The 20907-nt window shown below is 71.2% G+C and carries 20 protein-coding genes and 1 pseudogene; 8 read left to right on the top strand and 13 right to left on the bottom strand.

Features of this window, described 5'->3' with window-relative positions:
* Nucleotides 1-110: 110 nt before the first annotated feature.
* Both ACT1U9_RS31155 and ACT1U9_RS31150 read right to left on the bottom strand, forming a co-directional pair.
* Nucleotides 111-563, bottom strand: coding sequence for an iron chaperone (locus tag ACT1U9_RS31155; protein ID WP_444535960.1), 453 nt, complete (start codon nt 561-563; stop codon nt 111-113).
* Nucleotides 564-686: 123 nt separating this feature from the next.
* Nucleotides 687-1637 carry a threonine/serine dehydratase gene (locus tag ACT1U9_RS31150; protein WP_444535959.1) on the bottom strand — a complete coding sequence of 317 codons (951 nt, stop codon included), beginning with the start codon at nt 1635-1637 and terminating at the stop codon, nt 687-689.
* Between the two features lie 125 nt (nt 1638-1762).
* On the opposite strand from ACT1U9_RS31150, the gene ACT1U9_RS31145 reads away from it, so the two are divergent.
* Nucleotides 1763-2701 (top strand): alpha/beta hydrolase, encoded by a 939-nt coding sequence (locus tag ACT1U9_RS31145; protein WP_444535958.1) that lies wholly within the window; start codon nt 1763-1765, stop codon nt 2699-2701.
* Between the two features lie 9 nt (nt 2702-2710).
* Nucleotides 2711-3454, top strand: coding sequence for a helix-turn-helix transcriptional regulator (locus tag ACT1U9_RS31140; protein ID WP_444535957.1), 744 nt, complete (start codon nt 2711-2713; stop codon nt 3452-3454).
* Here ACT1U9_RS31140 and ACT1U9_RS31135 read toward each other — a convergent pair.
* A complete protein-coding gene (locus tag ACT1U9_RS31135; protein ID WP_444535956.1) occupies nt 3451-4272 on the bottom strand; it encodes an NAD(P)H-binding protein in 822 nt (273 codons plus the stop codon). The genes ACT1U9_RS31140 and ACT1U9_RS31135 overlap by 4 nt on opposite strands.
* Before the next feature lie 87 nt (nt 4273-4359).
* Here ACT1U9_RS31135 and ACT1U9_RS31130 point away from each other — a divergent pair, with 87 nt between their 5' ends.
* Complete coding sequence (locus tag ACT1U9_RS31130; RefSeq protein WP_444535955.1) at nt 4360-4782, top strand: winged helix-turn-helix transcriptional regulator; 423 nt, start codon at nt 4360-4362, stop codon at nt 4780-4782.
* Nucleotides 4783-4801: 19 nt separating this feature from the next.
* Here ACT1U9_RS31130 and ACT1U9_RS31125 read toward each other — a convergent pair whose 3' ends face one another.
* Complete coding sequence (locus ACT1U9_RS31125) at nt 4802-5089, bottom strand: hypothetical protein (protein WP_444535954.1); 288 nt, start codon at nt 5087-5089, stop codon at nt 4802-4804.
* 111 nt (nt 5090-5200) lie between these two features.
* Entirely contained in the window at nt 5201-5686 is a 486-nt protein-coding gene (locus ACT1U9_RS31120) for a carboxymuconolactone decarboxylase family protein (protein ID WP_444535953.1), read from the bottom strand.
* 172 nt (nt 5687-5858) lie between these two features.
* On the opposite strand from ACT1U9_RS31120, the gene ACT1U9_RS31115 reads away from it, so the two are divergent.
* Nucleotides 5859-6791 carry an RNA polymerase sigma-70 factor gene (locus tag ACT1U9_RS31115; RefSeq protein WP_444535952.1) on the top strand — a complete coding sequence of 311 codons (933 nt, stop codon included), beginning with the start codon at nt 5859-5861 and terminating at the stop codon, nt 6789-6791.
* An 88-nt stretch (nt 6792-6879) separates the two neighbouring features.
* On the opposite strand, the gene ACT1U9_RS31110 is transcribed toward ACT1U9_RS31115, so the two are convergent.
* From ACT1U9_RS31110 to cseB, 4 genes are all read right to left on the bottom strand, one after another.
* Entirely contained in the window at nt 6880-9441 is a 2562-nt protein-coding gene (locus ACT1U9_RS31110) for an ABC transporter permease (protein ID WP_444535951.1), read from the bottom strand.
* Between the two features lie 79 nt (nt 9442-9520).
* Nucleotides 9521-10306 carry an ABC transporter ATP-binding protein gene (locus ACT1U9_RS31105; protein WP_444539301.1) on the bottom strand — a complete coding sequence of 262 codons (786 nt, stop codon included), beginning with the start codon at nt 10304-10306 and terminating at the stop codon, nt 9521-9523.
* Nucleotides 10307-10465: 159 nt separating this feature from the next.
* A complete protein-coding gene (locus ACT1U9_RS31100) occupies nt 10466-11725 on the bottom strand; it encodes a HAMP domain-containing sensor histidine kinase (protein WP_444535950.1) in 1260 nt (419 codons plus the stop codon).
* A complete protein-coding gene (cseB, locus tag ACT1U9_RS31095) occupies nt 11722-12423 on the bottom strand; it encodes a two-component system response regulator CseB (RefSeq protein ID WP_444535949.1) in 702 nt (233 codons plus the stop codon). The genes ACT1U9_RS31100 and cseB overlap by 4 nt, the downstream gene beginning before the upstream one ends.
* 433 nt (nt 12424-12856) lie before the next feature.
* On the opposite strand from cseB, the gene ACT1U9_RS31090 reads away from it, so the two are divergent.
* From ACT1U9_RS31090 to ACT1U9_RS31080, 3 genes are all read left to right on the top strand, one after another.
* Nucleotides 12857-14320 (top strand): hypothetical protein, encoded by a 1464-nt coding sequence (locus ACT1U9_RS31090; RefSeq protein ID WP_444535948.1) that lies wholly within the window; start codon nt 12857-12859, stop codon nt 14318-14320.
* Nucleotides 14321-14444: 124 nt separating this feature from the next.
* Nucleotides 14445-15734 carry an AAA family ATPase gene (locus tag ACT1U9_RS31085; RefSeq protein ID WP_444535947.1) on the top strand — a complete coding sequence of 430 codons (1290 nt, stop codon included), beginning with the start codon at nt 14445-14447 and terminating at the stop codon, nt 15732-15734.
* Between the two features lie 113 nt (nt 15735-15847).
* Nucleotides 15848-17092, top strand: a complete 1245-nt coding sequence (locus ACT1U9_RS31080; RefSeq protein ID WP_444535946.1) for a vWA domain-containing protein — start codon at nt 15848-15850, stop codon at nt 17090-17092.
* Nucleotides 17093-17142: 50 nt separating this feature from the next.
* On the opposite strand, the gene ACT1U9_RS31075 is transcribed toward ACT1U9_RS31080, so the two are convergent.
* From ACT1U9_RS31075 to ACT1U9_RS31065, 3 genes and pseudogenes are all read right to left on the bottom strand, one after another.
* Complete coding sequence (locus ACT1U9_RS31075) at nt 17143-18006, bottom strand: alpha/beta fold hydrolase (protein WP_444535945.1); 864 nt, start codon at nt 18004-18006, stop codon at nt 17143-17145.
* A gap of 11 nt (nt 18007-18017) precedes the next feature.
* A pseudogene (locus ACT1U9_RS31070) lies at nt 18018-18134 on the bottom strand (dihydrofolate reductase family protein); the annotation flags it as partial.
* Between the two features lie 128 nt (nt 18135-18262).
* Nucleotides 18263-18685, bottom strand: a complete 423-nt coding sequence (locus ACT1U9_RS31065) for a hypothetical protein (protein ID WP_444535944.1) — start codon at nt 18683-18685, stop codon at nt 18263-18265.
* A gap of 175 nt (nt 18686-18860) precedes the next feature.
* Between ACT1U9_RS31065 and gltX the strand changes: the two genes are divergently transcribed.
* Nucleotides 18861-20228: a glutamate--tRNA ligase gene (gltX, locus tag ACT1U9_RS31060; RefSeq protein ID WP_444539300.1), complete on the top strand. Its 1368-nt coding sequence runs from the start codon at nt 18861-18863 to the stop codon at nt 20226-20228.
* Nucleotides 20229-20306: 78 nt separating this feature from the next.
* On the opposite strand, the gene ACT1U9_RS31055 is transcribed toward gltX, so the two are convergent.
* Nucleotides 20307-20852: a hypothetical protein gene (locus ACT1U9_RS31055; RefSeq protein ID WP_444535943.1), complete on the bottom strand. Its 546-nt coding sequence runs from the start codon at nt 20850-20852 to the stop codon at nt 20307-20309.
* Nucleotides 20853-20907: the final 55 nt, after the last annotated feature.

Genomic DNA, 20907 nt, shown 5'->3' with positions numbered 1-20907 from the left:
GACGGGGTCAGCGTGGTACGGGAACTCGGGAAGCGGATCAGTCACGACCCGGGACCGTAACAGCTTCCACCAACAGGCGAGCAATCAACCCGCGCACCCAAGCCTGCGCCTCAGCTCACCGCACGCCTCACGAGCGCGCCGAGCCGTGCCTCCACCTCGGCCGTCACCTCGGTCAGGGCGTACGCGTTCGCCCACATCGTGCCCTCGTCCAGCTTCGCCTGGTCGCTGAAGCCGAGCGTCGCGTAGCGCGTCTTGAACTTCTCCGCGCACTGGAAGAAACAGACGACCTTGCCGTCCAGGGCGTACGCGGGCATCCCGTACCAGAGCTTCGGCGCGAGGGTCGGGGCGTTGGCGGTGATGACGGCGTGGACGCGCTCGGCCATCACGCGGTCCGAGTCCTGCATCTCGGCGATCTTCGCGAGCACGTCCTGCGCGGCCTGCGCCGCCTTCTCCTCGCGCGAGGTGCGACGCGCCGACGCCTTCAGCTCCTTGGCGTGGTCCTTCATCGCGGCCCGCTCTTCGGCCGTGAATCCCTCGTACGCGTTGTTGTCGGTGCTGCTCATGCTGGTATCCCCCGTGAGGATCTGATGTGCGGGATCTTGAGAGGGGACGTTAGCGGGGCCCACTGACAACGGGGCTCATGCGCACCGGTGACCAGCACAGACAGCAGCCCTGCGAGTCGGTGCTCAGGGCTGTATCAGCGTCCGCGCATCGGTGTTCGCGCCGCAGAGCACCACACAGACCTTCCCGCCGGGAACCTGCTCGTCGGCGGCGAACAGCCCCGCCAGCGCCGTGGCCGCGCCGTGCTCCACCGCGATCCGCCGGTCGTCCCACAGCGCCTGGCGGGCGCGGACGATCTCGCTGTCCGGGACGAGGACGGAGTGGACACCGTCGTGCTGGGCGGCGCCGAGGGCCATCTGCGAGGTGCGGCGGGCGCCGAGCGAGTCGGCGGCGATCGAGTCGACGGGAACGTCCACCACGCGGTCGGCCTCGATGGCGGCGTTCAACGCGCGGCAGTTCTCCGGCTCCACCGCGACGGTACGGATGCCATGGTGCCGGGCAGCGGTGGCCACCCCGGCGAAGAGGCCGCCACCGCCGACCGCGACGACCACAGTGTCCAAGTCGGGGATCTGCCGGTGGATCTCCACCAGCAGGGTGCCGGCCCCGGCGGCGATCAGCGGGTGGTCGTACGCGTGCGAGGCGAGCGCGCCGGTGGCGGTGGCGAACTCCTCGCACGCCGCGAGCGCCTCCGCGTACTCGGCTCCCACCAGACGCACATCGGCGCCGTAGCCCCGGAGCTTGGCCACCTTCACCGGCGGTGCGGTGGTGGGCAGGAATACCGTGGCCCGCACGCCCTGCTGCTGGGCGGCCCAGGCGCACGCCATACCGGCGTTGCCGCCCGACGCGATGGTCACCCCGGCCTCGGGCAGGGTGCCCGCGTCACGGTGGGCCTGGATGAAGTTCTGCGCGCCACGGGCCTTGAACGAGCCGGTGTACTGCATGAACTCCAGTGCCAGCCACACCTGGTGGGCAGTACCGATCGCGCCGGGCTCGACCGCGGCGACGGTGACGGGGCGGATGCACCCGGTGATCCGTTCGGTGGCGGCCTTGATGTCGCCGTACGTGAGCTGATGCACTTCGTTGCTCCTGCGCTGCGATGAGGAAGGTGCCGACTGTCGATGCTACGGCGTCGGTAATGTGACGCGGCTCACCGGGAAAGGGTGACAGGATGCTGTCGCGTACGACTGCGATGGTCGACGGCATGACGATCACCGATGAGGACTGCCTCGCCGAAACCCTGGCGTTCAACAAGGAATTCGAAGCCACTGCCGCGAGCCGCCCGGCACGTGAAGAGACGCCGGACGCGGCCCTGCTGGCCACGCTGCGGCGCAACCGGCTCGCCGGCGACACACCACCGGTACGACTGCCGCACGGCCGGGACCGCGTCGTTGCGGGCGGGGTGAGGATACGCGTCTTCGTGCCCGACCACGTCGACGGCGTGTATCTGCACATCCACGGAGGCGGCTGGGCGTTCGGGTCCTCGGACGGGCAGGACGAGAGACTGTGGCACCTCGCCGAGCAGGCGCGGCTGGCCGTGGTCAGCGTGGAGTACCGCCTGGCACCGGAACACCCCTTCCCCGCCGGGCCCGACGACTGCGAAGCAGCGGCCCGATGGCTGGTGGACCATGCCGAAGCCGAGTTCGGCACCCGACGGCTGCTGATCGGGGGTGAATCGGCCGGTGCCCACCTGAGTGTCATGACGCTGCTGCGCCTTCGCGACCGGCACGGGATCACCGGCGCGTTCCGGGCGGCCCACCTGCTGTTCGGCTGCTACGACCTGTCGATGACACCGAGCCAGCGATCGTTCGGATCGAAGCGGCTGCTGAGCAACACCGAATCCCTGCGGCGGACTTACGAGTTGTTCACGCCCGGCACGGACGCGGAACAACGCCGCGATCCCGGACTCTCACCCCTGTACGCCGACCTTGCCGGACTGCCGCCCGCCCGGATCGTCGTCGGCACCGAGGACCCGCTGCTGGACGACTCACTGTTCCTGGCCGGGCGGTGGCGGGCGGCAGGCGCTCCTGTGCAACTCGGTGTCGTCGCCGGCGCGATGCACGGCTTCACCCTGTTCCCGCTGACCGTGACCGAGCGGGAACTGCGGCGCCAGTGCGACTTCCTGTCCATCGCGGGACGGTAGCGTCGCGGCATGAACCGCACTGCCCGACTCTATGCACTCGTCGAAGAGTTGCGCGCGGTGGCGCCGCGGCCGCTGACGGTCGCGGCGCTCGCCGCGCGATTCGAGGTGGGTACGCGCACGGTGCAGCGCGACCTCCAGGCGCTGATGGAGACCGGTGTCCCGGTGCGCACCACACCCGGGCGGGGCGGGGGTTGGTCGATCGACCCGGAAATGACCCTGCCCCCGATCCACTTCACCGCCGACGAGGCCTCGGCACTGGCCGTCGCCCTCGCCGCGACCGACGCGTCCGCCCCGTACGCCGGTGCGGCCCGCACGGCGGCCCAGAAGATCGCGGCTTCGATGACCGGCCCCGCCTCGGCGGCGGCGCAGGAACTCGCCGCACGCATCGTCACGCTGCCCTCGCCGTCCGACTCCACGGTTCGTACCACCGTGGAACAGGCCCTCACCACCCACACGGTGCTGCGGCTGTCCTACGTCGACGCGGCCGGACACGAAAGCGACCGGCTGGTGGAACCGGCCGGACTGCTCACCGCCGACGGCCGCTGGTACCTCATCGCCTGGTGCCGGACGCGACAGGCGGGCCGGGGCTTCCGGCTGGACCGCATCACAGCGGCGGCTCCCACCACGGAACCGGCCCAGTCCCACGAGCTGACCGACCTCCTGCGAGCCTCCGCCGCAGCGGGCGCGGTGCGGCCGACCGCACTGGCTCCTCTCACATCCCCCGCCCCGACAAGAAGACGCGCCCGCCGCTAAACCCTCCCTCCCGGCCTCGCGGCGGACGCCACCGCCGCGGCCGTGGCCAGCGGGTCGCGGGCGGGGCGGTCGAGGAGGTCCACGAGATCGGGGGCGGTGCCGTCGAGGAAGCCGTGTCGGATGCCGGTGGCGATCGAGGTGAGCATGGGCGGCTGGAACGGCAGCAGCCCCGGCGTGTCGTCGAGGAGCCTGCGCCGGTACTCGCCCAGGCCGATGGTCCGGTGCCGGACGCCGAGCCGGTCGGCCACCTGCCCGGCCGTGATCGGCGTACCGACGAGGTCATACGTACGTCCGTCGTGCCGCGCCGGGTCCGACGCGACGATCGCCGCGGCCTCGGCAAGGTCTTCGCGGGCGGCCGCGGCCAGGGCGCCGTCGCCGAACGCGGACTCCACACCGTCGTCGGACCACATCAGCAGAGCGCCGAAGAGCTCGGCGTAGAGCCCGTTGCGCAGGATCGTCCACGGCAGTCCGCTCGCACGCACGAGCCGTTCGCTCGCCCGGTGCGCGAGTGCGAAGCCGAGATGGTCACCGGCGCCGGTGAGGCTGGTGTAGACAACGTGGTGGACACCGTCCCGGACGGCGGCGTCCAGGGCGGCCGCATGCCGTTCGACGACCTGGTCGTCCTCGGCGTAACCGGCGGAGATCAGCACGAGAGTCGACACACCGGTGAAGTCGAGGCTCGCGCGGTCGTCGAAGTCGAGGCGCCGCATACCCTCCCCCGGCGTACGACTGCCGCCCGTCGCAGCGGCGCCACGAGCACGCAGTGCCGCCAGAGTGGCCGAGCCGAGGCTCCCGTTGGCTCCGGTCACCAAGATCATGTCAATCGCCGTCTTCCGTCGTGGTTCTCATCGGTAACTACGATGGATCCTCGACGCACCATTCGACGCCCACAAGAAGGCAGTTTGATGTCACCCACGCACACCGGGGTAACCACCACCCCCGCCGACCTCGACCCCTGCGGGCGCGCGGAGCACCCCGACTGCGGCATCCGCGACGTCCTGGACCGCATCGGGGACAAGTGGTCGGTACTCGTCATCGTCGAACTCGCGGGCGGGCCACGCCGGTTCCGCGAACTTCAGCGTGCCGTCGACGGCATCTCCCAGCGCATGCTGACCCTCACCGTGCGCCGATTGGAACGCGACGGCCTCGTACTGCGCACCGTCTACCCGACCGTCCCGGCCCAGGTCGACTACCGCCTGACCGAGACCGGGACGGGCCTGACCCACCTGGTCAAGGCACTGGCCGACTGGTCCCTCGCCCACCGCGCCGACATCGCCGAGGCACGGAACGCGTACGACCGAACGCACCCGGACCACGACATCCGCTGACGACCGCCGTCAGCCTCACCTACCGAAAGCCATGCGCCTCGTCCACTCGGCGCCTGGCGGCATAGTCATGCTCGTCGGCGAGCCAGAGCTGCCGGGCCCGGTGCAGCTCCTCGACCGCGCGTATGACCGAGTTCGGATCCTTCTCCAGATTCCTGGGGATCCCCGCGCTGACGCAGAGGTGGTGATACGTGGCCCGGAAGCCGTAGGGCGCGAAGTGGACTAGGCACGACCGCAGGTTGCTCAGCCGGGCGTACGCCGGAAGGCCCTCGTCGCAGGCGCGGCGGCGGTGCGTGGTGAAGCTGCTCATCCCCGGACGCCACGGCCTGCCCCGCACCCCTCGCACCTCGCTTCGGGAGCCGCCCGGGCATCCGCGGGCCCGGCCCGGGTGATCCTGGGCCGGGCCGGATGCGGTCGGCGGTCAGTTGAGTGCGGCGGCGAACATGCCGGGCTCGTAGGAGCCGCCCTTCTGGTGGACGATCACGGCGAGCCGGTTGGCCGCGTTGATCAGGGCGACCAGGCAGACCAGCGCGGCGATCTGGTCGTCGTCGTAGTGCTTGCGCACCCGCGCCCAGGTCTCGTCGGACACGCCCTGGTGCGCGTCGGCGAGGCGGGTGCCCTCCTCGGCGAGTGCCAGGGCTGCCTGCTCGGCCTCGGTGAACACGGTGGACTCGCGCCAGGCGGCGACCAGGTTGAGCCGGACCGCGGTCTCACCGGCGGCCGCGGCCTCCTTGGTGTGCAGGTCGATGCACCAGCCGCAGCCGTTGATCTGGCTGGCGCGCAGCGACACCAGCTCCTGCGTGGACTTCGGCAGCGACGACTGGTGGATCACCAGGCTGGAGTTGGCGAACCGCTTGGTGAACTTGTTGGCGAGCTCGTTGTCGAACAGGTCGAATCGGGCGTTCATGGCTTCGTCCTCACTCGTGGTGTGCGCTGAACGACCACAAGATGCCGACGGCCCACGCCCTGTGACGGGTCGTCAGTGTGACGTGAGCCACCGCCCGTGGGTGTCACAAAACCTCGGGGACCGGTGTCTAGTGCGCGTGGCACCATTGAGAGCGAACAGGCAGGAGCAGCCGGTGAAGAGCGAGATCAGTGAGCAGACCGCGCGTACAGAGGACGCCGGGGGCACACGTACGGACACCGCCACCGACGCGTTCGTCGCCCATCGCAGCCTCCTTTTCACCGTCGCGTACGAGATGCTCGGCTCGGCCGCCGACGCCGAGGACGTGCTTCAGGAGACCTGGCTGCGCTGGGCGGGTGTCGATCTCGGCGCGGTGCGGGATCAGCGCGCCTACCTGGTCCGGATCACCACACGTCAGGCACTGATCCGGCTGCGTACGCTCGGCCGCCGCAAGGAGTCCTACGTCGGCACCTGGCTGCCCGCGCCGCTGCTCACCGTGCCCGACGTGGCCGAGGACGTCGAGCTGGCCGACAGTGTCTCGATGGCGATGCTGCTCGTACTGGAGACACTCGCGCCCACCGAGCGCGCGGTGTTCGTACTGCGCGAGGTGTTCGACGTCGAGTACGACGAGATCGCCGAGGCGGTCGACAAGAGCCCGGCCGCGGTGCGCCAGATCGCACACCGGGCACGTACGCACGTCGCGGCGCGCCGACCGCGTGGGAGCGTTTCCCCGGCCGAGACGCAGCACGCCCTCGACGCGTTCCAACGGGCCGCCGCGACAGGCGACTTGCAGGGCCTGCTCGACATCCTCGCGCCGGATGTCGTCTTCATGGGCGACGGCGGCGGAGTCAAGCAGGCCGTCCTGAATCCGGTCATGGGCGCCGACAAGGTGGCCCGCCTGCTGGCCGCCGGTCTTGGCAAGATCACCGCGTCGTCGCTGCGGCCCGAGCAGGTCAACGCCTACCCGGCGCTGGTTCTCCGGCTCGACGGCGCGATCGACACCGTCGTGGCGGTGCGCATCGACGACGGCCTCATCACCGGGCTCTACGCCGTGCGCAACCCCGAGAAGCTGTCGCACATGCAGCGGGAGACCGCGCTGCGCCGCTGAGCCCCGTACCCCTCGTGAACGAGCGCCGGATACACGTCGCCGCCTCGGAGCCGCCAAGGGCCCCGGCAAACGCCAGGGCCCTCTTTCGTCACGCCTCGGCCACGGCCTCCAGCGGGCTCAGCGCGGCGGCCCGGCGGGCCGGTACAGCGGCTGCGAGCGCGCCGATCGCGAGGGAGACCAGGCACAGGAGGAGCAGCGTCCCCCACGGCAGCGCCAGGGAGTACTGCTCCATCGCGCCGTTGGCCAGCGAGCCGACCGCCCAGGCGCCGAACACTCCGCCCGCCAGGCCGAGCAGGGTGCCGAACCCGGCGACGGTCACCGCTTCAAGACGGATCATCCGCCGGATACCCGCGCGGTCCATGCCGATGGCGCGCAGTGCGCCGATCTCGCGGGTGCGTTCGGCGACCGACATGGCCAGGGTGTTCACGATGCCGAGCGCGCCGATCACGGCGCCGATGGCGAGCATCCCGTACATCACGTTCAGCAGGTCGGCCATGGTGCCGGCGGCCTCGTCGACGAGTTGCTGCCGGTTCTCCACCTTCAGCAGGGGGCTGTCGCCGACGGCGGCGCGCAGCCGCTGCTCGGTGGCCTTCGAGACCGCGCCGCTGTCCGTACGGACGAGGATCCGCTGGATGGAGCCGGGCATGAAGCTGTTCTTCGACACCTCGGTACGGGCGCCGAGCGCGTCGTGGGCGATGGGGTTGTCCTTGTAGACGCCCACGACGGTGTACTTCTTGAACTCCTGCTTCAGGCCGATACGGGCGTTGAGTTGGCCGCCCGCCGTCACACCGTTCTTCCGGGCGACGGTCTGGGAGACCGCGATCCGGCCCGGCCCGAGATCCTTGACGGAGCCGCTGACGAAGTCGAGCTTCATGACATTGTTCACGGTGTCGGGGTCGACGCCGGAGATGTCCGCGGCGCCGCCGCCGGTGAACAGGCTGGAGTCCGTGACGGCGCTCGCGGTCCGCACCCCGGAGGTGTCGGCCACCCGCCGTACGGCGGCCGGGTCGACGCCGGTCGTGGGGGTGCGGGAGCTGATGACGTAGTCGGCGTCGAGCCCGGCCGCAGCCTGGCGGTCGAGGGCCTGCCCGGTGGAGTTGCCGATGACGGCGAGCCCGGCGACCAGTCCGGTGCTGATCAGCAGGGTGGCGGCGGTGGCCGCGGTACGGCGCGGGTCGCGCAGCGCGTTCTCCCGGGCGAGATGACCGACGACCCCGAAGCGGCCGGTCAGCCGTCCGGTCAGCCGGATCACCGGGACGGCGAGCAGCGGCGCGAGGACGATCAGGGCGACGACGAGCAGGCCACAACCGAACATCGCGCTCTGCAAGTTCGCCTCCGAGGCATCCTTCGCGCCGGAGAGCGACACCAGCCAACCGGCGCCGAGGACGAGCAGGCCAAGGCCCACCACACCACGGATCCTCGACCGGGCGGCGGAGGGCGGTTGTTCCGTCGTACGCATCGCCTCGACGGGCGCGATCCTCGCCGCCCTGCGGGACGGCAGCCACGCGGCGAGCACGGTGACTCCGACACCCACGCCGAGCGCCGCCATGACAGAGCTCGGGCCGATCACCAGCGGGCCGTGGGGCAGTGTGTTGTCACCGGTGCTCAGAACGTCGGGCAGCACCGAGGCGATCCCGAGACCGAGCAGGAAACCGGCCGCCGATGCGACGACGCCGACCAGCAGGGCCTCCAGCAGGACCGAGCGGGCCACCTGGCGGCGCGAGGCGCCGATCGCCCGCAGCAGCGCGATCTCACGGGTGCGCCGCGCCACCAGCATGGTGAAGGTGTTGACGATCAGGAACGAGCCGATGAACAGCGAGACCCCGGCGAAGACCATCGGCAGCTTCTCGTAGCCCCGGGTCAGGGTGTCGACGAGGATGGCCTGCTGGCCCGCCTGTGCGGCGCCGGTGGTGGCCTCGGCGCGGTCGGCCGGGAGCATGTCGGCGACCCGGCGGGAGAGTTGGAACTGGTCGGTGCCGGGCGCGGCGGACAGATCGATGCCGGTGTAGTGGCGCGGGGTCGCGAACAGCTTCTGCGCGCTCGCCTTGTCGAACAGGGCGAGGGTGCCGCCGGCGGTCACCCGGGTGTCCTTGGTGCTGACGATGCCGACGAGCCGCTTGGTCATGACCGGGCCGTCGGTGGCCAGCGTGACGGTGTCGCCGATGCTGAAGTGCCCTGCGGCAGCGGTGCCTTGGTCCACGGCGAGCTCACCGCTGTGCCTCGGGGCATGGCCCTTGACCAGCGGGTAGCGGCTGTCCTTGCCGTCCGGGCCGGGTACGTAGGCACCGGCCGGGTTCGCTCCCGGCTTCACCCGCAGCGGGGTGCCGTCCGCCGCGTTCAGAGCGGCCGATCCGTCGACCGACGGTCGTACGGTGGCGACGCCGGGCACGGCGGCCAGTTTCCGCACGAGCACGTCGTCGAGCACACTGGTCTGGGGGTCAGCAGGGGTCCCGGAGGGGGACGCCTTCGCGGTGACGGTGACCGCGATGTCGGCGAAGCTCTTCGACGCGGCGGCGCGGTGGGCCTCGGCGGTGGAGTCCGCGAAGACGAGGGTGCCGCTGACGAGCGCGACACCCAGGCAGACCGCGAGGACGGTCATGATCTGACGGGCCTTGTGCGCCAGGACGTTGCGCAGGGCTGTTCTCAGCATGGGATCTTTCAAGGACGTGGGCTCGCCGGAACGGATACGAGCGGGAGGCGGGTTCGGACCTGGGGCGACGGGGCACGCGTCAGCTGGTGCGACGCGTACGGGCGTCGAAGTCGGGGGTCTGGGGGGTTCCCCCAGGAAAACGCAGCATGAGGTCCAGGACCCGGTCCGGGGTGGGGCGGGTCATCTCGTCCACCAGGCGGCCGTCGGCGAGGAAGACCACGCGGTCCGCGTAACCGGCGGCGACCGGGTCGTGGGTGACCATGACGACGGTCTGGCCGAGTTCGCGCACCGAGTCGCGCAGGAAGCCGAGGACTTCGGCCCCGGCGCGCGAGTCGAGGTTTCCGGTGGGCTCGTCACCGAAGATGATCGCGGGCTGCGAGGCCAACGCGCGGGCGACCGCGATGCGCTGCTGCTGCCCGCCGGAGAGCTGCGCGGGCCGGTGGCCGAGACGCTCGGAGAGACCGACCATCGCGACCACACGGTCCAGCCACTGCCGGTCGGGGCGGCGTCCGGCGATGGTCAGCGGCAGCGTGATGTTCTCAAGGGCGGTCAGCGTCGGCAGCAGGTTGAACGCCTGGAAGATGAAGCCGATCCGGTCCCGGCGCAGCTGGGTGAGCTGCCGGTCGTTGAGCCTGCTCAGCTCGGTGGTGCCGATGCGCACGGACCCGGAGGTGGGGGTGTCGAGTCCGGCGGCGCAGTGCATCAGGGTGGACTTGCCGCAGCCGGAGGGCCCCATGATCGCGGTGAACTCACCCTCGCGGAAGTCGATGCTCACCCGGTCCAGAGCGACGACCTGCGTATCGCCACTCCCGTAGACCTTGCTCAGGTCGGCGGTGGCGGCCGCGACCCCGGGCGTGATGTGCATCGCGTGCGGGGCAAGGGGGGTGACGCTCACAGGGACTCCTCTTCAGGTGCGGAAATGCGCACTTCAAAGGGTGTCCGGGGAACGTATCGGGGCCTGGGCGGCGGTGTATCGGCGTCCGCTCTGCTTCGTAGCAGTTGTGTAGGGGCCGCTACGTGGACGTCAGTCCGGCAGGCGCAGGGTGGCGACGGCGCCGCCGTCCGGGGCGTTGTCGAAGCGCAGCTCGGCGCCGAGAAGCCGGGCTTGTCCCAGGGCGATGGTCAGGCCCAGGCCATGGCCCGAGCCGCGTTCCGTCGCGCCCGTCTGGAACCGGCGCGGGCCATGGACCAGCAGGTCCTTCGGGAAGCCGGGTCCGTGGTCGCGTACGACGACCGTACGTCCCTCGACGGTGACCTGCACCGGGGTGTCGCCGTGCCGGTGGGCGTTGACGACGAGGTTGCTCACGATCCGCTCCAGGCGGCGCGGGTCGGTCTCCACGGTGAAGTCCGCGCCGTCGACGACGTTGACCTCGGCGTCGAAGCCGGTACGTGTCACGGCCTCGCGGACGACGGCGCCGAGCGGCACCCGGGCGCGGACGGGTTGTTCGGCGCCCGCATCCAGACGGGAGATCTCAAGGAGGTCCTCGACCAGACCGCGCAGATCACGTACTCGCGCCCGCAGCAGATCCTCCGTCTCGCCGGGCGGCAACAGGTCGGCGGCGGCAAGCAGACCGCCTACGGGCGTACGCAACTCATGGGCCACATCCGCGGTGAACCGGCGCTCGGTGCGCAGCCGTTGGCCGAGGCTGTCGGCCATGAGGTCGACGGTGGCGGCGATCTCGGCCACCTCGTCGTGGCCCTTGGTGGGCCCGGTCCGGGCGTCCAGGTCCCCGGCGGAGATCCGGCCCGCGGTCTCCGAGACACGCCGCAGCCTGCGGGCGAGCAGCCCGGCCCCGTACACCGCGAGGGGTGTGGCCGCCGCGAGCGCGGCCAGCGAGGCCACCGTCATGGTCATGTCGAGCCGACGCAGGGTGTAGAGCTCACCGTTCATGTTGGCCTCGACCGCGAGCACCGGGCTGCCCGGTCCGCCGGTCCGCTGGGCTCCCCAGTAGCTCGGCCCGGCGTTGCCGTCGACGTGCCCGTCGTAGGCGGTGTGCCGATCGCCGTCGGCCGGGTTGCGCAGTGCGGCGGGCAGGTCGGCCGGGTCGAGCTGTGCGCCGTCCGCCAGCGTTCCGGTGCGCCGGTATACGTCCATGGCCGAGTAGACGCTGTTGAAGGCCCGCGCCTCGGCCCGGTCGCGGATGTCCTGCGCGATCCACAGGTGCACCAGCACACCCACCGCCGCCACGACCAGGCATGCCGTGGCCGCGGCCAGCGCGGCGATCTTCCAGCGCAGGGACGCGCGGGCCGACCGCAGCCGGTGGAACACACGCACCCGTCTCAACGCCTGAACTTGTAGCCGAAACCGCGGACCGTCTCGATCCGCTCCCGCCCCAGCTTCCGGCGCAGCCGCTGCACACACAGATCCACCACCCGGCTGTCGCCGTCCCAGCCGTACTCCCAGACGTCACGCAACAGGGTGTGCCGCTCCAGGACGACGCCCGGGTGGGCGGCGAACTCAAGGAGCAGCTTCAGCTCGGTCGGCGTCAGCGCCACCGGGCTTCCGGAGATCGACACCTCCATGCCGGCGGTGTCGATGGTCAGGTCCCCGAAGACCAGCACCTCCCCCTCGGAGGGCATCGCCGCGTCCGAGGCGTTCTCAGGCCCCGGAGCGGTCGGCGCGTACGTCGCCCGCCGCAGCAGCGAGCGGATACGTGCCACGAGTACGTATGTGTCGACGGGCTTGACCACGTAGTCGTCCGCCCCGGCCTCCAGACCGGCGACGACATCGAGCCCGTCGCCACGGGCGGACATCATCAGGACGGGCACCAAGCTGGTCTCCCGCACTCTGCGGCACAGCCCGATCCCGTCGAGGCCGGGCAGCATCACATCGAGAATGAGCAGGTCGAAGCCCTCATCCCGATCCCGGAAGAGCTCAAGCCCCTCCAGCCCATCGGCCGCGGCCGCCATCTCGTAGCCGTAGCGCTCAAGGGCGACGGTGAAGGACCGGCGCATCAGCTCGTCGTCCTCCACCAGCAACACACGGACAGGCCGCGAAGAGGCCCCAGCCGGGGCGGACGAGGACACGGGCAGTAACTCCTGTCAGAACGATCCGGGCGAGCGATCCCGGCGGTGCGCATACAGCCGGTGACCTGAAAGGAACGATACGGCAGAGACCGGACGCGGCGACGGCGTCACACGTGTGAACACGCGACCCGTTCCGGCGGGCACTCCGCGACCCGAACGCGCAGGTCAGGCCGGGTGACACTGCCCGGAGGAACGATCGCACACCAGCTCCCCGCGGGCACCTCCACAGTGGGCCGACGCCCGGATTCGATGGGCAACCAAGCGCTTCCTGATACCTACCGGATACAAATGAGGAGTGACAGATCGTCATGGGCGTGCTCACGATGCCGGGGATGAAGAACTTCTCCTCGTACGGAATGGGGGAATCGTTCGTGCAAGGTGAGTGCTGATGGCACATCACTTCGCGAACGGCATTCCGACCCGCCTGTTGATGTGGCAGCGCGTGCGCGAGTACGCCGTGCCACCGTCCATGATCGAGAACGCGACCGCACGGCGTGCGGTCGGTGACTGGGCAGGGGCCTGCGCCGCCGCCCGGATCGACGTCGATCTCGATCTGCACGCCGTGCGCGATCGCCACGGCACCGATCTCGTCACCCGCCTCCGTGCGGATCTGCGCCGCCTCGCGCCGGATCTGCTCCGCTGGCACATGCCCCGGATCGCCCCCGATGGGCGGCTCCGGCCCGGCCTCACCCTCTGTCTGGCCCATTACGGGAGCACCGACGCCACACCGTTGCAGCTGGTGGTGCGGACACCTCCGGCCTGGGCCGACGCGGGACAGCGGATATCCCTGGCCCTGTGGGAGGGGTCCGGGAACGGCGCCCCGGGGCACCATCCGCATCCACACCCGCATCCCGACCGACGCTTCCGGCTCGATCTGCACCGGCATCTCTGGGACGCCGGGCGGAGCGGTGAGCTGGCGCGGCGGTGCGGCGCGGGCGAAATGCCGTTCGTTGCCCCGCCCGACAGGGGCCAGGCACCCGGTCTGCCGGTTCGGTCTGATACAGACCACAACTCCCCTTGGTCTATGGCACGTTGGGCCGCCGAGGCGGAGTTGCTGTTGCGGGCCGAGGGGCGCCCTCGCGGGGTCTTCGCCGTGCGGCTCGGTGCGCGGAGCCACGCCGTGCTCGAACTCGTCGCCCCCGACGACAGCCATGCCCCGACGTTCAGGCGGCTGCGGGATTCGCTGCCGCCGCAGGAGATCGCGGCGCTTCCCGTACTGCCGGAGGCGGCGGCCCGGGTCCTTCCTGATCTGGAGCTGCTGCGGGCCGGGCTGGTCGCGGCCGACCGACTGCATCCGCTCGTCGCCGCAGCACTGACAGCGTTCGACTCGGCACCGTTGGTCGCCCATACCCCCGAACCCGGCGACCCCCACCGCGTGGACTGCCGGGGCGAAGTCCACCGGATCGCCCTTCACGACGGGGTGTTGACGGCGATCGACCACGACCCGGCCCAACTGCGCCGGGAGGAACTGCTGGTGGCGCTCGGCGGGCCGGGGCTGCCCTGTCTGCGGGCGATCGACGCGGTGCACCGTAATCCGGAGGCACTGCCCGCGGTCCGGGAGCGACTCGACCATGGTGACGTCGTCGGGGCGTTGGCCGTGGTCGAGGGGCTGCTCGGTGCGGGTGCGATGCTGCGCGACGGGCCGCTGCGGGAGGAACTGGAGTCGGCCGCGGCCCGCCGCATCGACCACGGGCTCTTCCGCTCGGGACTGATCTCCGTGCACCCCAGCGCGGCGCCCTCTGGCGTCGGGCACGCGGACGCGGGCCATCGTCCCCGACTCAACCGCCGTACGCCTCCGGAAGTACGCAACAAGCGGAGCAGCCGGGCCCACCCCCGCACCGTCCTCGCCTGACCTCTGACCGGCAGGCCTCGCCGCCCAAATCCCTTTCGCCACCGCGTATTACGCGCCGCACGCCCCCACGACTTCCGGGACGGGCCGACCGTACCGTCCCCATATCCCACCCCAGGTGATGCCCATGACCATCAGCACCCTCCTGCCCACTCCCATCCCGACCACCGATGCCCACGCAACCGCAACCGGCACCCACCTCGCCGTGGCCCACGACCTCCTCACCCTCCTGCGGACGACCACCACCGAGCCGCGCCCCGACGAGCAGCTCGAAGCGCTCACCCTGGCTGTCGCGGCCGACCTGCCCGTACTGCTCTGGGGCGAGCCGGGCATCGGCAAGACCGCGGCTCTGACGCAGCTCGCCACCTCCCTCGACCTGCCGCTGACCACCGTGATCGCCAGCGTCCACGAGCCGTCCGACTTCTCCGGGCTGCCCATCGTGGGCGACGACCCGGCGACGCAGGGGGTGCCGATGGCTCCGCCGCAGTGGGCCGTGGAACTCGTACGCGCCGGACGGGGACTGCTCTTCCTCGACGAACTCTCCACCGCCACCCCCGCCGTCCAGGCCGCACTGCTCCGGGTCGTCCTGGAGCGCAGGGTCGGTGCCCTCCAACTCCCGCCCGGGGTAAGGATCGTGGCCGCCGCCAATCCGCGCGCGTCGGCGGCGGACGGGTGGGAGCTGAGCCCGCCGCTGGCCAACCGGTTCGTGCATCTGTACTGGGTGCACGACCAGGAGGTGGTGGTGCGTGGACTCGGTGGGGTCTGGCCCCGGGCGGAGTTGCCCCGGCTGGTACCGGAACGGCTGCCGGAGGCGGTTGCTCTCGCCCGGCGCGCGGTCTGCGGCTTCCTCAAAGCCCGGCCGACCCTGATCCACCGGCTGCCGAGCTCCGAGACGCGGCGCGGCGGTGCCTGGCCCTCGCCCCGGAGCTGGGAGGCCGCGTTGACCCTGCTGGCCTTCGGCACGGCGGCCTCCGTGTCCCGGGAAGTGCTGGCGCTGCTGGTACGGGGCGCGGTGGGGGACGGCCCGGGGCTCGAACTCCTCGCCCATCTGGACCGGATGGACCTGCCGGACCCGGAGTCGCTGCTGGCCGATCCGGCCCGCGCCGAGCTTCCGGTACGGGGCGATCTGCGCCAGGCAACGCTGGAGGCGGTGGTGGCCGCCGTCGGGGCGCGGCCGGAGCGGGAGCGGTGGGAGGCGGGCTGGGCGGTGCTGGCCCGGGCGCTGGAGACCGGCACTCCAGACCTGCTGGTCGCCCCGGCGACGGCGCTGGCCGCGCTGCGGCGCGACGACTGGGAGGTGCCGGAGACGTTGGAGCGGCTGGCAGGGGTGGTCGGTCTCGCCCGGCGGGCGGACCGGTCGGTGGGCCGGGTCATGGCGGCGGCCGACGCAGGTCGTACGACGGGGGTGGGCCGATGACGGGGGCCGCGCAGCGCCCGATCCCCCGGCCCGCGCCACCGCGCCCGGTGCGGGCCACAGTGCCGACGGCTGGCTCGAATGGGAGAACCGGCGGGCCAGACCTCCCTCTGGACTTGGACAAGTTGCTGGCCGCCCGGCTGCACGCGGTGAAGGTCCGTCCGTATCTGGCCGCCGCGCTCTTCGCACTGCACGTGGTGGAGGACCGGTCGGTTCCGACGATGGCGGTGGACGCGCACTGGCGCTGCTACGTCTCCCCCGGCTTCGTGGCACGCACCCCCGTGGAGGAGCTGGCGGGCGTCTGGGTGCACGAGGTCTCCCATCTGCTCCGGGACCACCACGGGCGGGGCGAGCGGTATGCGCGCGAGCACGAGGCGTACGGGCCGGGCGAGCGAAGCGAGATGGGGGTCCCCCCGGCCGAAGGCTGGGGGAGGCTGCGGCGGAACATCGCCGCCGACTTCGAGATCAACGACGACATCTACGGTGACGGTCTGCCCCTGCCTGCCGGGGCGGTGCTGCCGTCGCTGTTGGGGCTGGACGACGGGCTGCTGATGGAGGAGTACCTGCGGACGGCGTCGATGTCCGGGCTCGCCGCGGACCTGGCCTGGCTGGACTGCGGCAGTGGCGCGGACGGGCTCCACCGGCCCTGGGAGCTGGGGCCCGACGGGGCACACGGGCTGAGCAGACAGCAGCGGGACGCGGTCCGCTTCCGGGTCGCCGAGGGGATCAAGGGCCGACCGGGAGACGCGCCGGAGGGGTGGCGCCGATGGGCGGACGAGGCGTTCCATCCGCCGCAGCCGTGGCGGCAGTTGCTGGGAGCGGCGGTCCGCTCGGCGGCGGGTGCGCCGGGGGTGGGCGAGAACCACAGCTACCGGCACCCGTCCCGCCGCTCGGCCAGTGTCCCCGGTGTGCTGCTGCCGAGCCTGCGCCGTACGCCGCCCCGGGTCTGCGTCGTGATCGACACATCCGGTTCGGTGAGCGACACCGAACTGGGCAGCGCACTCCTCGAAGTGGCCGCGATCTCCCGGGCGGTGGGCGGGCGGCGCGACCTGGTCTCGGTGATCTCCTGCGACGCGGCGGCCGGGGTCGCCGTCCCGCTCTGCCGCGCCGAGAACATCGCGCTGATCGGCGGCGGCGGAACAGACCTGCGCTCCGGCTTCGCCCGGGCACTCACCTCCGGCCCCCGCCCGGACGTGATCGTCGCCCTGACAGACGGCCAAACCCCCTGGCCCTCCACCCAACCCCCCTGCCGCACAGTCGTCGGCCTCTTCCCCCGCCCAACCCACACCACGCACGAGAACAACCCCGACTACACCCCGGACACCCCACCGCCCTGGGCACATGTCGTCACGATCGGCTGAGTACGTGCGGTGGCACGCCATCGCCACCGGTGACGAGCGGCTCGCGACACCTACCCGGGCGGGACTCCGCAATTTCCGAGCGTGAGCATCGCCTCGCTGACCTCGTCGACCGCCGCATCCGGGATCGCGATGGCGGCCTCCTTGAGGACGAGCAGGCGTGCTCCGGGGATCTCGCGGGCGATCGCCTCGCCGTTGCCGATGGGGAAGAACCGGTTGCGGTGGCCGTGGACGACGAGTGTGGGGACCTCGATCTCGGGGAGGCGCTCGCGCCAGCGGGGTGTGCAGTCCAGCCTGGAGAACACCATGCCCATCTGGTTGGCCATCTGGACCGGGGGTGCGGTGCCGGGCGTGCGGTCCCAGATGCGGGCAGCGACGGCGCGCGCGGCGGCGGGGTCGTCGCCGAGGATCTCCGCGCCCGCGGCGGCGAACTCCGCAACCGCATCGCGGTCGGTCCAGTCGGGCATCGGACGCGCGAACAGCCGGCTCATCGTCGCCTGGTCATGGGCGGGGAGGTCATCGTCGGGCGGGCCGGGGGCGACCGCGCGGGTGCCGACCAGGGTGAGCGCCGAGAACGCGCCCGGATGGTCGAGCACGGCCACCTGGGCGACCATCCCGCCGACGCCGATCCCCGCGAGGTGCGCGGGCCCCCCGCCGAGCGCGTCGGCGAGGGCCGCCGCGTCCGCGGCGAGGCCGCGCAGGGTGTAGGCGGGCGCCTCCGGATCCGACGTCGTCGACTCCCCGCTGTCGCGCAGGTCGTAGCGCACCACACGGCGCCCGCCCGCGGCGAGGCGCTCGCACAGCGCGTCGGGCCAGGAGAGCATCGTCGTCCCGCCCGCGAGCAGGAGGAGTGGCGCGTCGTCGTCACCGAACGACTCGATGCCCAAGTCGATCCCGTTGGCGTTGACAGTGGTCATCGGATCACCGGAAGACGTCGTACGTCAGGTGCCTCGCCGCCGGTGCCCGGACCGTTGTCCGGGCCGAGGTCGGGCCCGGTGACGGAGCCGTCGAGCGAGATCGAGATGTCAGCGATGGTTCGAGTCATGCCAGGGCAGACCCGATGCGCCGCCCGAACTCATCGCTGACGCCTGAAGCGTGTGGCGGATGCGATCGCGACAGCACGACGCGCGAGACGGCACGTCGTACGTATGGCGAACGATGACCTCTCCGAGCTCACCAGGAGAACCAGCCCGGCGTCGCCACGTAGTCCTGCGGTGCGTAATCGCACGCGCCCTCCGTGAAGGCCGTCGCCGCCTTCCGCGCCGCCAACGCCGCGCCATGCGCGTCCACCCGGTCCGCCGCGACCAGGAGGGCGACCACGGTCACGAGCCAGATGACCGGCACGGCGGCGCGCGGGGACCTCTGCGACTGGATCATGATGCCGCCCGCCACGGCGGCGACCCCGGCCGTCACCACCAGGGCGAGGGCCGTGAGCGTCAGATGATCGAGTGTCGGCGACGCATGGCACAGCACGTACTCACGCCCGGAGACGAACCTCGGCACCCGCTCGAAGAGCGCGGCGCCACTGAGCAACGCGCCCAGTCCCACGACATGTTCGGCCTTCAGACCATCACGTCGTTCACCTGGCTTGGCCATGCCAGCCTTCACACCGTCCCCCAAGCGAGTCGAGCCGAACCGCACACCCCTCTCAGGACGCACCCACCTCGCCGAACAGTTCCTGCGGCCGCACACGCACGCGCAACTAATCGGTACGCTTGCGGACATGTCCGCTGCCCCAGTACGTGTACGTTTCGCTCCTTCTCCGACCGGCATGTTCCACGTCGGAGGAGCCAGGTCCGCTCTCTACAACTGGGCCGTCGCACGACAGTCCAGCGGGAAGTTCGTCCTGCGGATCGAGGACACCGACACCGCGCGCAACAAACCCGAGTGGATCGACGGCATCATCAACGCCCTCGCCGCCATCGGGATCTCCGAGACGGACCCCGCGTTCGAAGGCCCGTACTTCCAGTCGCAGAACGCCGACCGGCACCGCGAAGCCGCGCAGCAGCTCCACGCGGCCGGGCGCGCGTACTACTGCGACTGCACACGGGAGCAGGTCCAGGAGCGGACCGGGTCCCAGCAGCTCGGCTACGACGGCTTCTGCCGCGAACGCGGGCTGGAGTACACGGAGGGGCGGGCGCTGCGGTTCCGTACTCCCGACGAGGGCGCGACGGTCGTCGTGGACCTGATCCGGGGCGAGCCGAGCTTCCCGAACTCCGCCATCGAGGACTTCGTGATCGCCCGCGGTGACGGCTCCCCCGTGTTCCTCATCGCGAACGTCGTCGACGACCTCGATGAGGGGATCACCCAGGTCATCCGGGGCGAGGAGCACCTGTCGAACACGCCCAAGCAGCAGTTGCTGTGGCAGGCGCTCGGCGCCGAGCCTCCGGCGTGGGCACACCTCCCGGTCATCGTCAACGAGAAGCGGCAGAAACTGTCCAAGCGCCGCGACAAGGTGGCTCTGGAGGACTACCTCGCCGAGGGGTTTCTCCCGGCGGCGATGACCAACTACCTGATGCTCCTCGGCTGGGGTCCGGGCGACGACGTCGAGCTGCGGCCGTACGACGAGTTGGAGCAGAGGTTCCGCGTCGAGGACGTCAACACCTCCCCCGCCTTCTTCGACATCAAGAAGCTGACCGCGTTCAACGGCGAGTACGTACGTGGGCTCCCCCTGGGCGAGTTCATCGAGGCGTGCCGGCCGTGGCTGCGTGCGCCGTACGCCGGCTGGGCGCCCGAGGACTTCGATCAGGCGGCCTGGGAGGCGCTCGCGCCCCACGCCCAGACGCGGTTGGCCGTGCTCTCGGACATCACGGCCAACGTCGACTTCATGTTCCTCAAGGAGCCGGTCGAGGACGAGGCGTCGTGGGCGAAGGCCATGAAGGACGGCTCGGACGCCCTGTTGAAGACGGCTCGCGCCAACCTTGAGTCGGCCGACTGGACGCGCCCCGAGTCCTTGAAGGAAGCCGTTCTCGCCGCCGGTGAGGAACACGGTCTCAAGCTGGGCAAGGCGCAGGCCCCGGTCCGCGTGGCCGTCACCGGCCGCACGGTCGGCCTGCCGCTCTTCGAGTCCTTGGAGATCCTGGGCAAGGAGCGGACCTTGGCCCGGATCGATGCCGCCCTGGCGAAGCTGGCCGGCTGACCCGGGCGTGTGAACCACTGAAGAACTCGGCCCGAGCGGTGCGTCCACCGCTCGGGCCGAGTCGTACGCGCATGAGCTTCAGCAGCCCCCGCCGTCATGCGGCGAGGCCCAGTCCGCCCCGCCGTACCAGTGGTCGGTGCCCCAGGCGTCGTTGTAGCAATTGCGGTTCGCCGTCCACATGTTGGCCTGGGCGCGCCAGTCGTCCGGGTTGCCGTCGTGCACCCAGCCGTACGAGGAGACGTTCTTCTGGTTGATGTCGCCGCAGGCGTACGGCTCGACCTTGCCCGAGGTGGGCGAGACCAAGGCGACGCAGACCGTGGGATTGTCGCGGGCGTGGTCGCTCTGGAACTGCCCCGCCCACTGCCAGTGGGCCTGGGTCTGGTTGCAGGAGGAGTCCCAGAGCTGCTGCACCTGCCCGGCGTATTCGCCGTACATAGAGAAGTTCCCCGGGCTCCCGATGTAGTGCCAGTTCCCGGTACAGGTGCCGCCGTCCATCGGCCGCATGGCGGCGGAGGTGTGGCCGGTCGCCTGTGCGCTGCCCGCGCCCGAGAGAGCGAGTGCTCCCCCGGCGAGGACGGCGGCGATCGCGGGCACGGCACGTCTTGTCCTGCGAAGCATGGCCATGTGGCTGGTCTCCTGACCGTCACGTCGGTGGAGCCGCCCGCAGAGGGCGACTGGA

This window comes from Streptomyces sp. BR1 (genome assembly GCF_052373795.1).
In the GTDB taxonomy this organism is placed as follows: Bacteria; Actinomycetota; Actinomycetes; order Streptomycetales; family Streptomycetaceae; genus Streptomyces.
This window is presented reverse-complemented; position numbering and strand designations above follow the sequence as displayed.

What these genes read in the sequence shown, in the direction of transcription:
- ACT1U9_RS31155 (WP_444535960.1), bottom strand. Translation starts at nt 563, where the DNA reads ATGAGCAGCACCGACAACAACGCGTACGAGGGATTCACGGCCGAAGAG.
- ACT1U9_RS31145 (WP_444535958.1), top strand. Translation starts at nt 1,763, where the DNA reads ATGACGATCACCGATGAGGACTGCCTCGCCGAAACCCTGGCGTTCAAC.
- ACT1U9_RS31140 (WP_444535957.1), top strand. Translation starts at nt 2,711, where the DNA reads ATGAACCGCACTGCCCGACTCTATGCACTCGTCGAAGAGTTGCGCGCG.
- ACT1U9_RS31135 (WP_444535956.1), bottom strand. Translation starts at nt 4,272, where the DNA reads ATGATCTTGGTGACCGGAGCCAACGGGAGCCTCGGCTCGGCCACTCTG.
- ACT1U9_RS31130 (WP_444535955.1), top strand. Translation starts at nt 4,360, where the DNA reads ATGTCACCCACGCACACCGGGGTAACCACCACCCCCGCCGACCTCGAC.
- ACT1U9_RS31125 (WP_444535954.1), bottom strand. Translation starts at nt 5,089, where the DNA reads ATGAGCAGCTTCACCACGCACCGCCGCCGCGCCTGCGACGAGGGCCTT.
- ACT1U9_RS31120 (WP_444535953.1), bottom strand. Translation starts at nt 5,686, where the DNA reads ATGAACGCCCGATTCGACCTGTTCGACAACGAGCTCGCCAACAAGTTC.
- ACT1U9_RS31110 (WP_444535951.1), bottom strand. Translation starts at nt 9,441, where the DNA reads ATGCTGAGAACAGCCCTGCGCAACGTCCTGGCGCACAAGGCCCGTCAG.
- ACT1U9_RS31105 (WP_444539301.1), bottom strand. Translation starts at nt 10,306, where the DNA reads ATGCACATCACGCCCGGGGTCGCGGCCGCCACCGCCGACCTGAGCAAG.
- ACT1U9_RS31090 (WP_444535948.1), top strand. Translation starts at nt 12,857, where the DNA reads ATGGCACATCACTTCGCGAACGGCATTCCGACCCGCCTGTTGATGTGG.
- ACT1U9_RS31085 (WP_444535947.1), top strand. Translation starts at nt 14,445, where the DNA reads ATGACCATCAGCACCCTCCTGCCCACTCCCATCCCGACCACCGATGCC.
- ACT1U9_RS31075 (WP_444535945.1), bottom strand. Translation starts at nt 18,006, where the DNA reads ATGACCACTGTCAACGCCAACGGGATCGACTTGGGCATCGAGTCGTTC.
- ACT1U9_RS31065 (WP_444535944.1), bottom strand. Translation starts at nt 18,685, where the DNA reads ATGGCCAAGCCAGGTGAACGACGTGATGGTCTGAAGGCCGAACATGTC.
- gltX (WP_444539300.1), top strand. Translation starts at nt 18,861, where the DNA reads ATGTTCCACGTCGGAGGAGCCAGGTCCGCTCTCTACAACTGGGCCGTC.
- ACT1U9_RS31055 (WP_444535943.1), bottom strand. Translation starts at nt 20,852, where the DNA reads ATGGCCATGCTTCGCAGGACAAGACGTGCCGTGCCCGCGATCGCCGCC.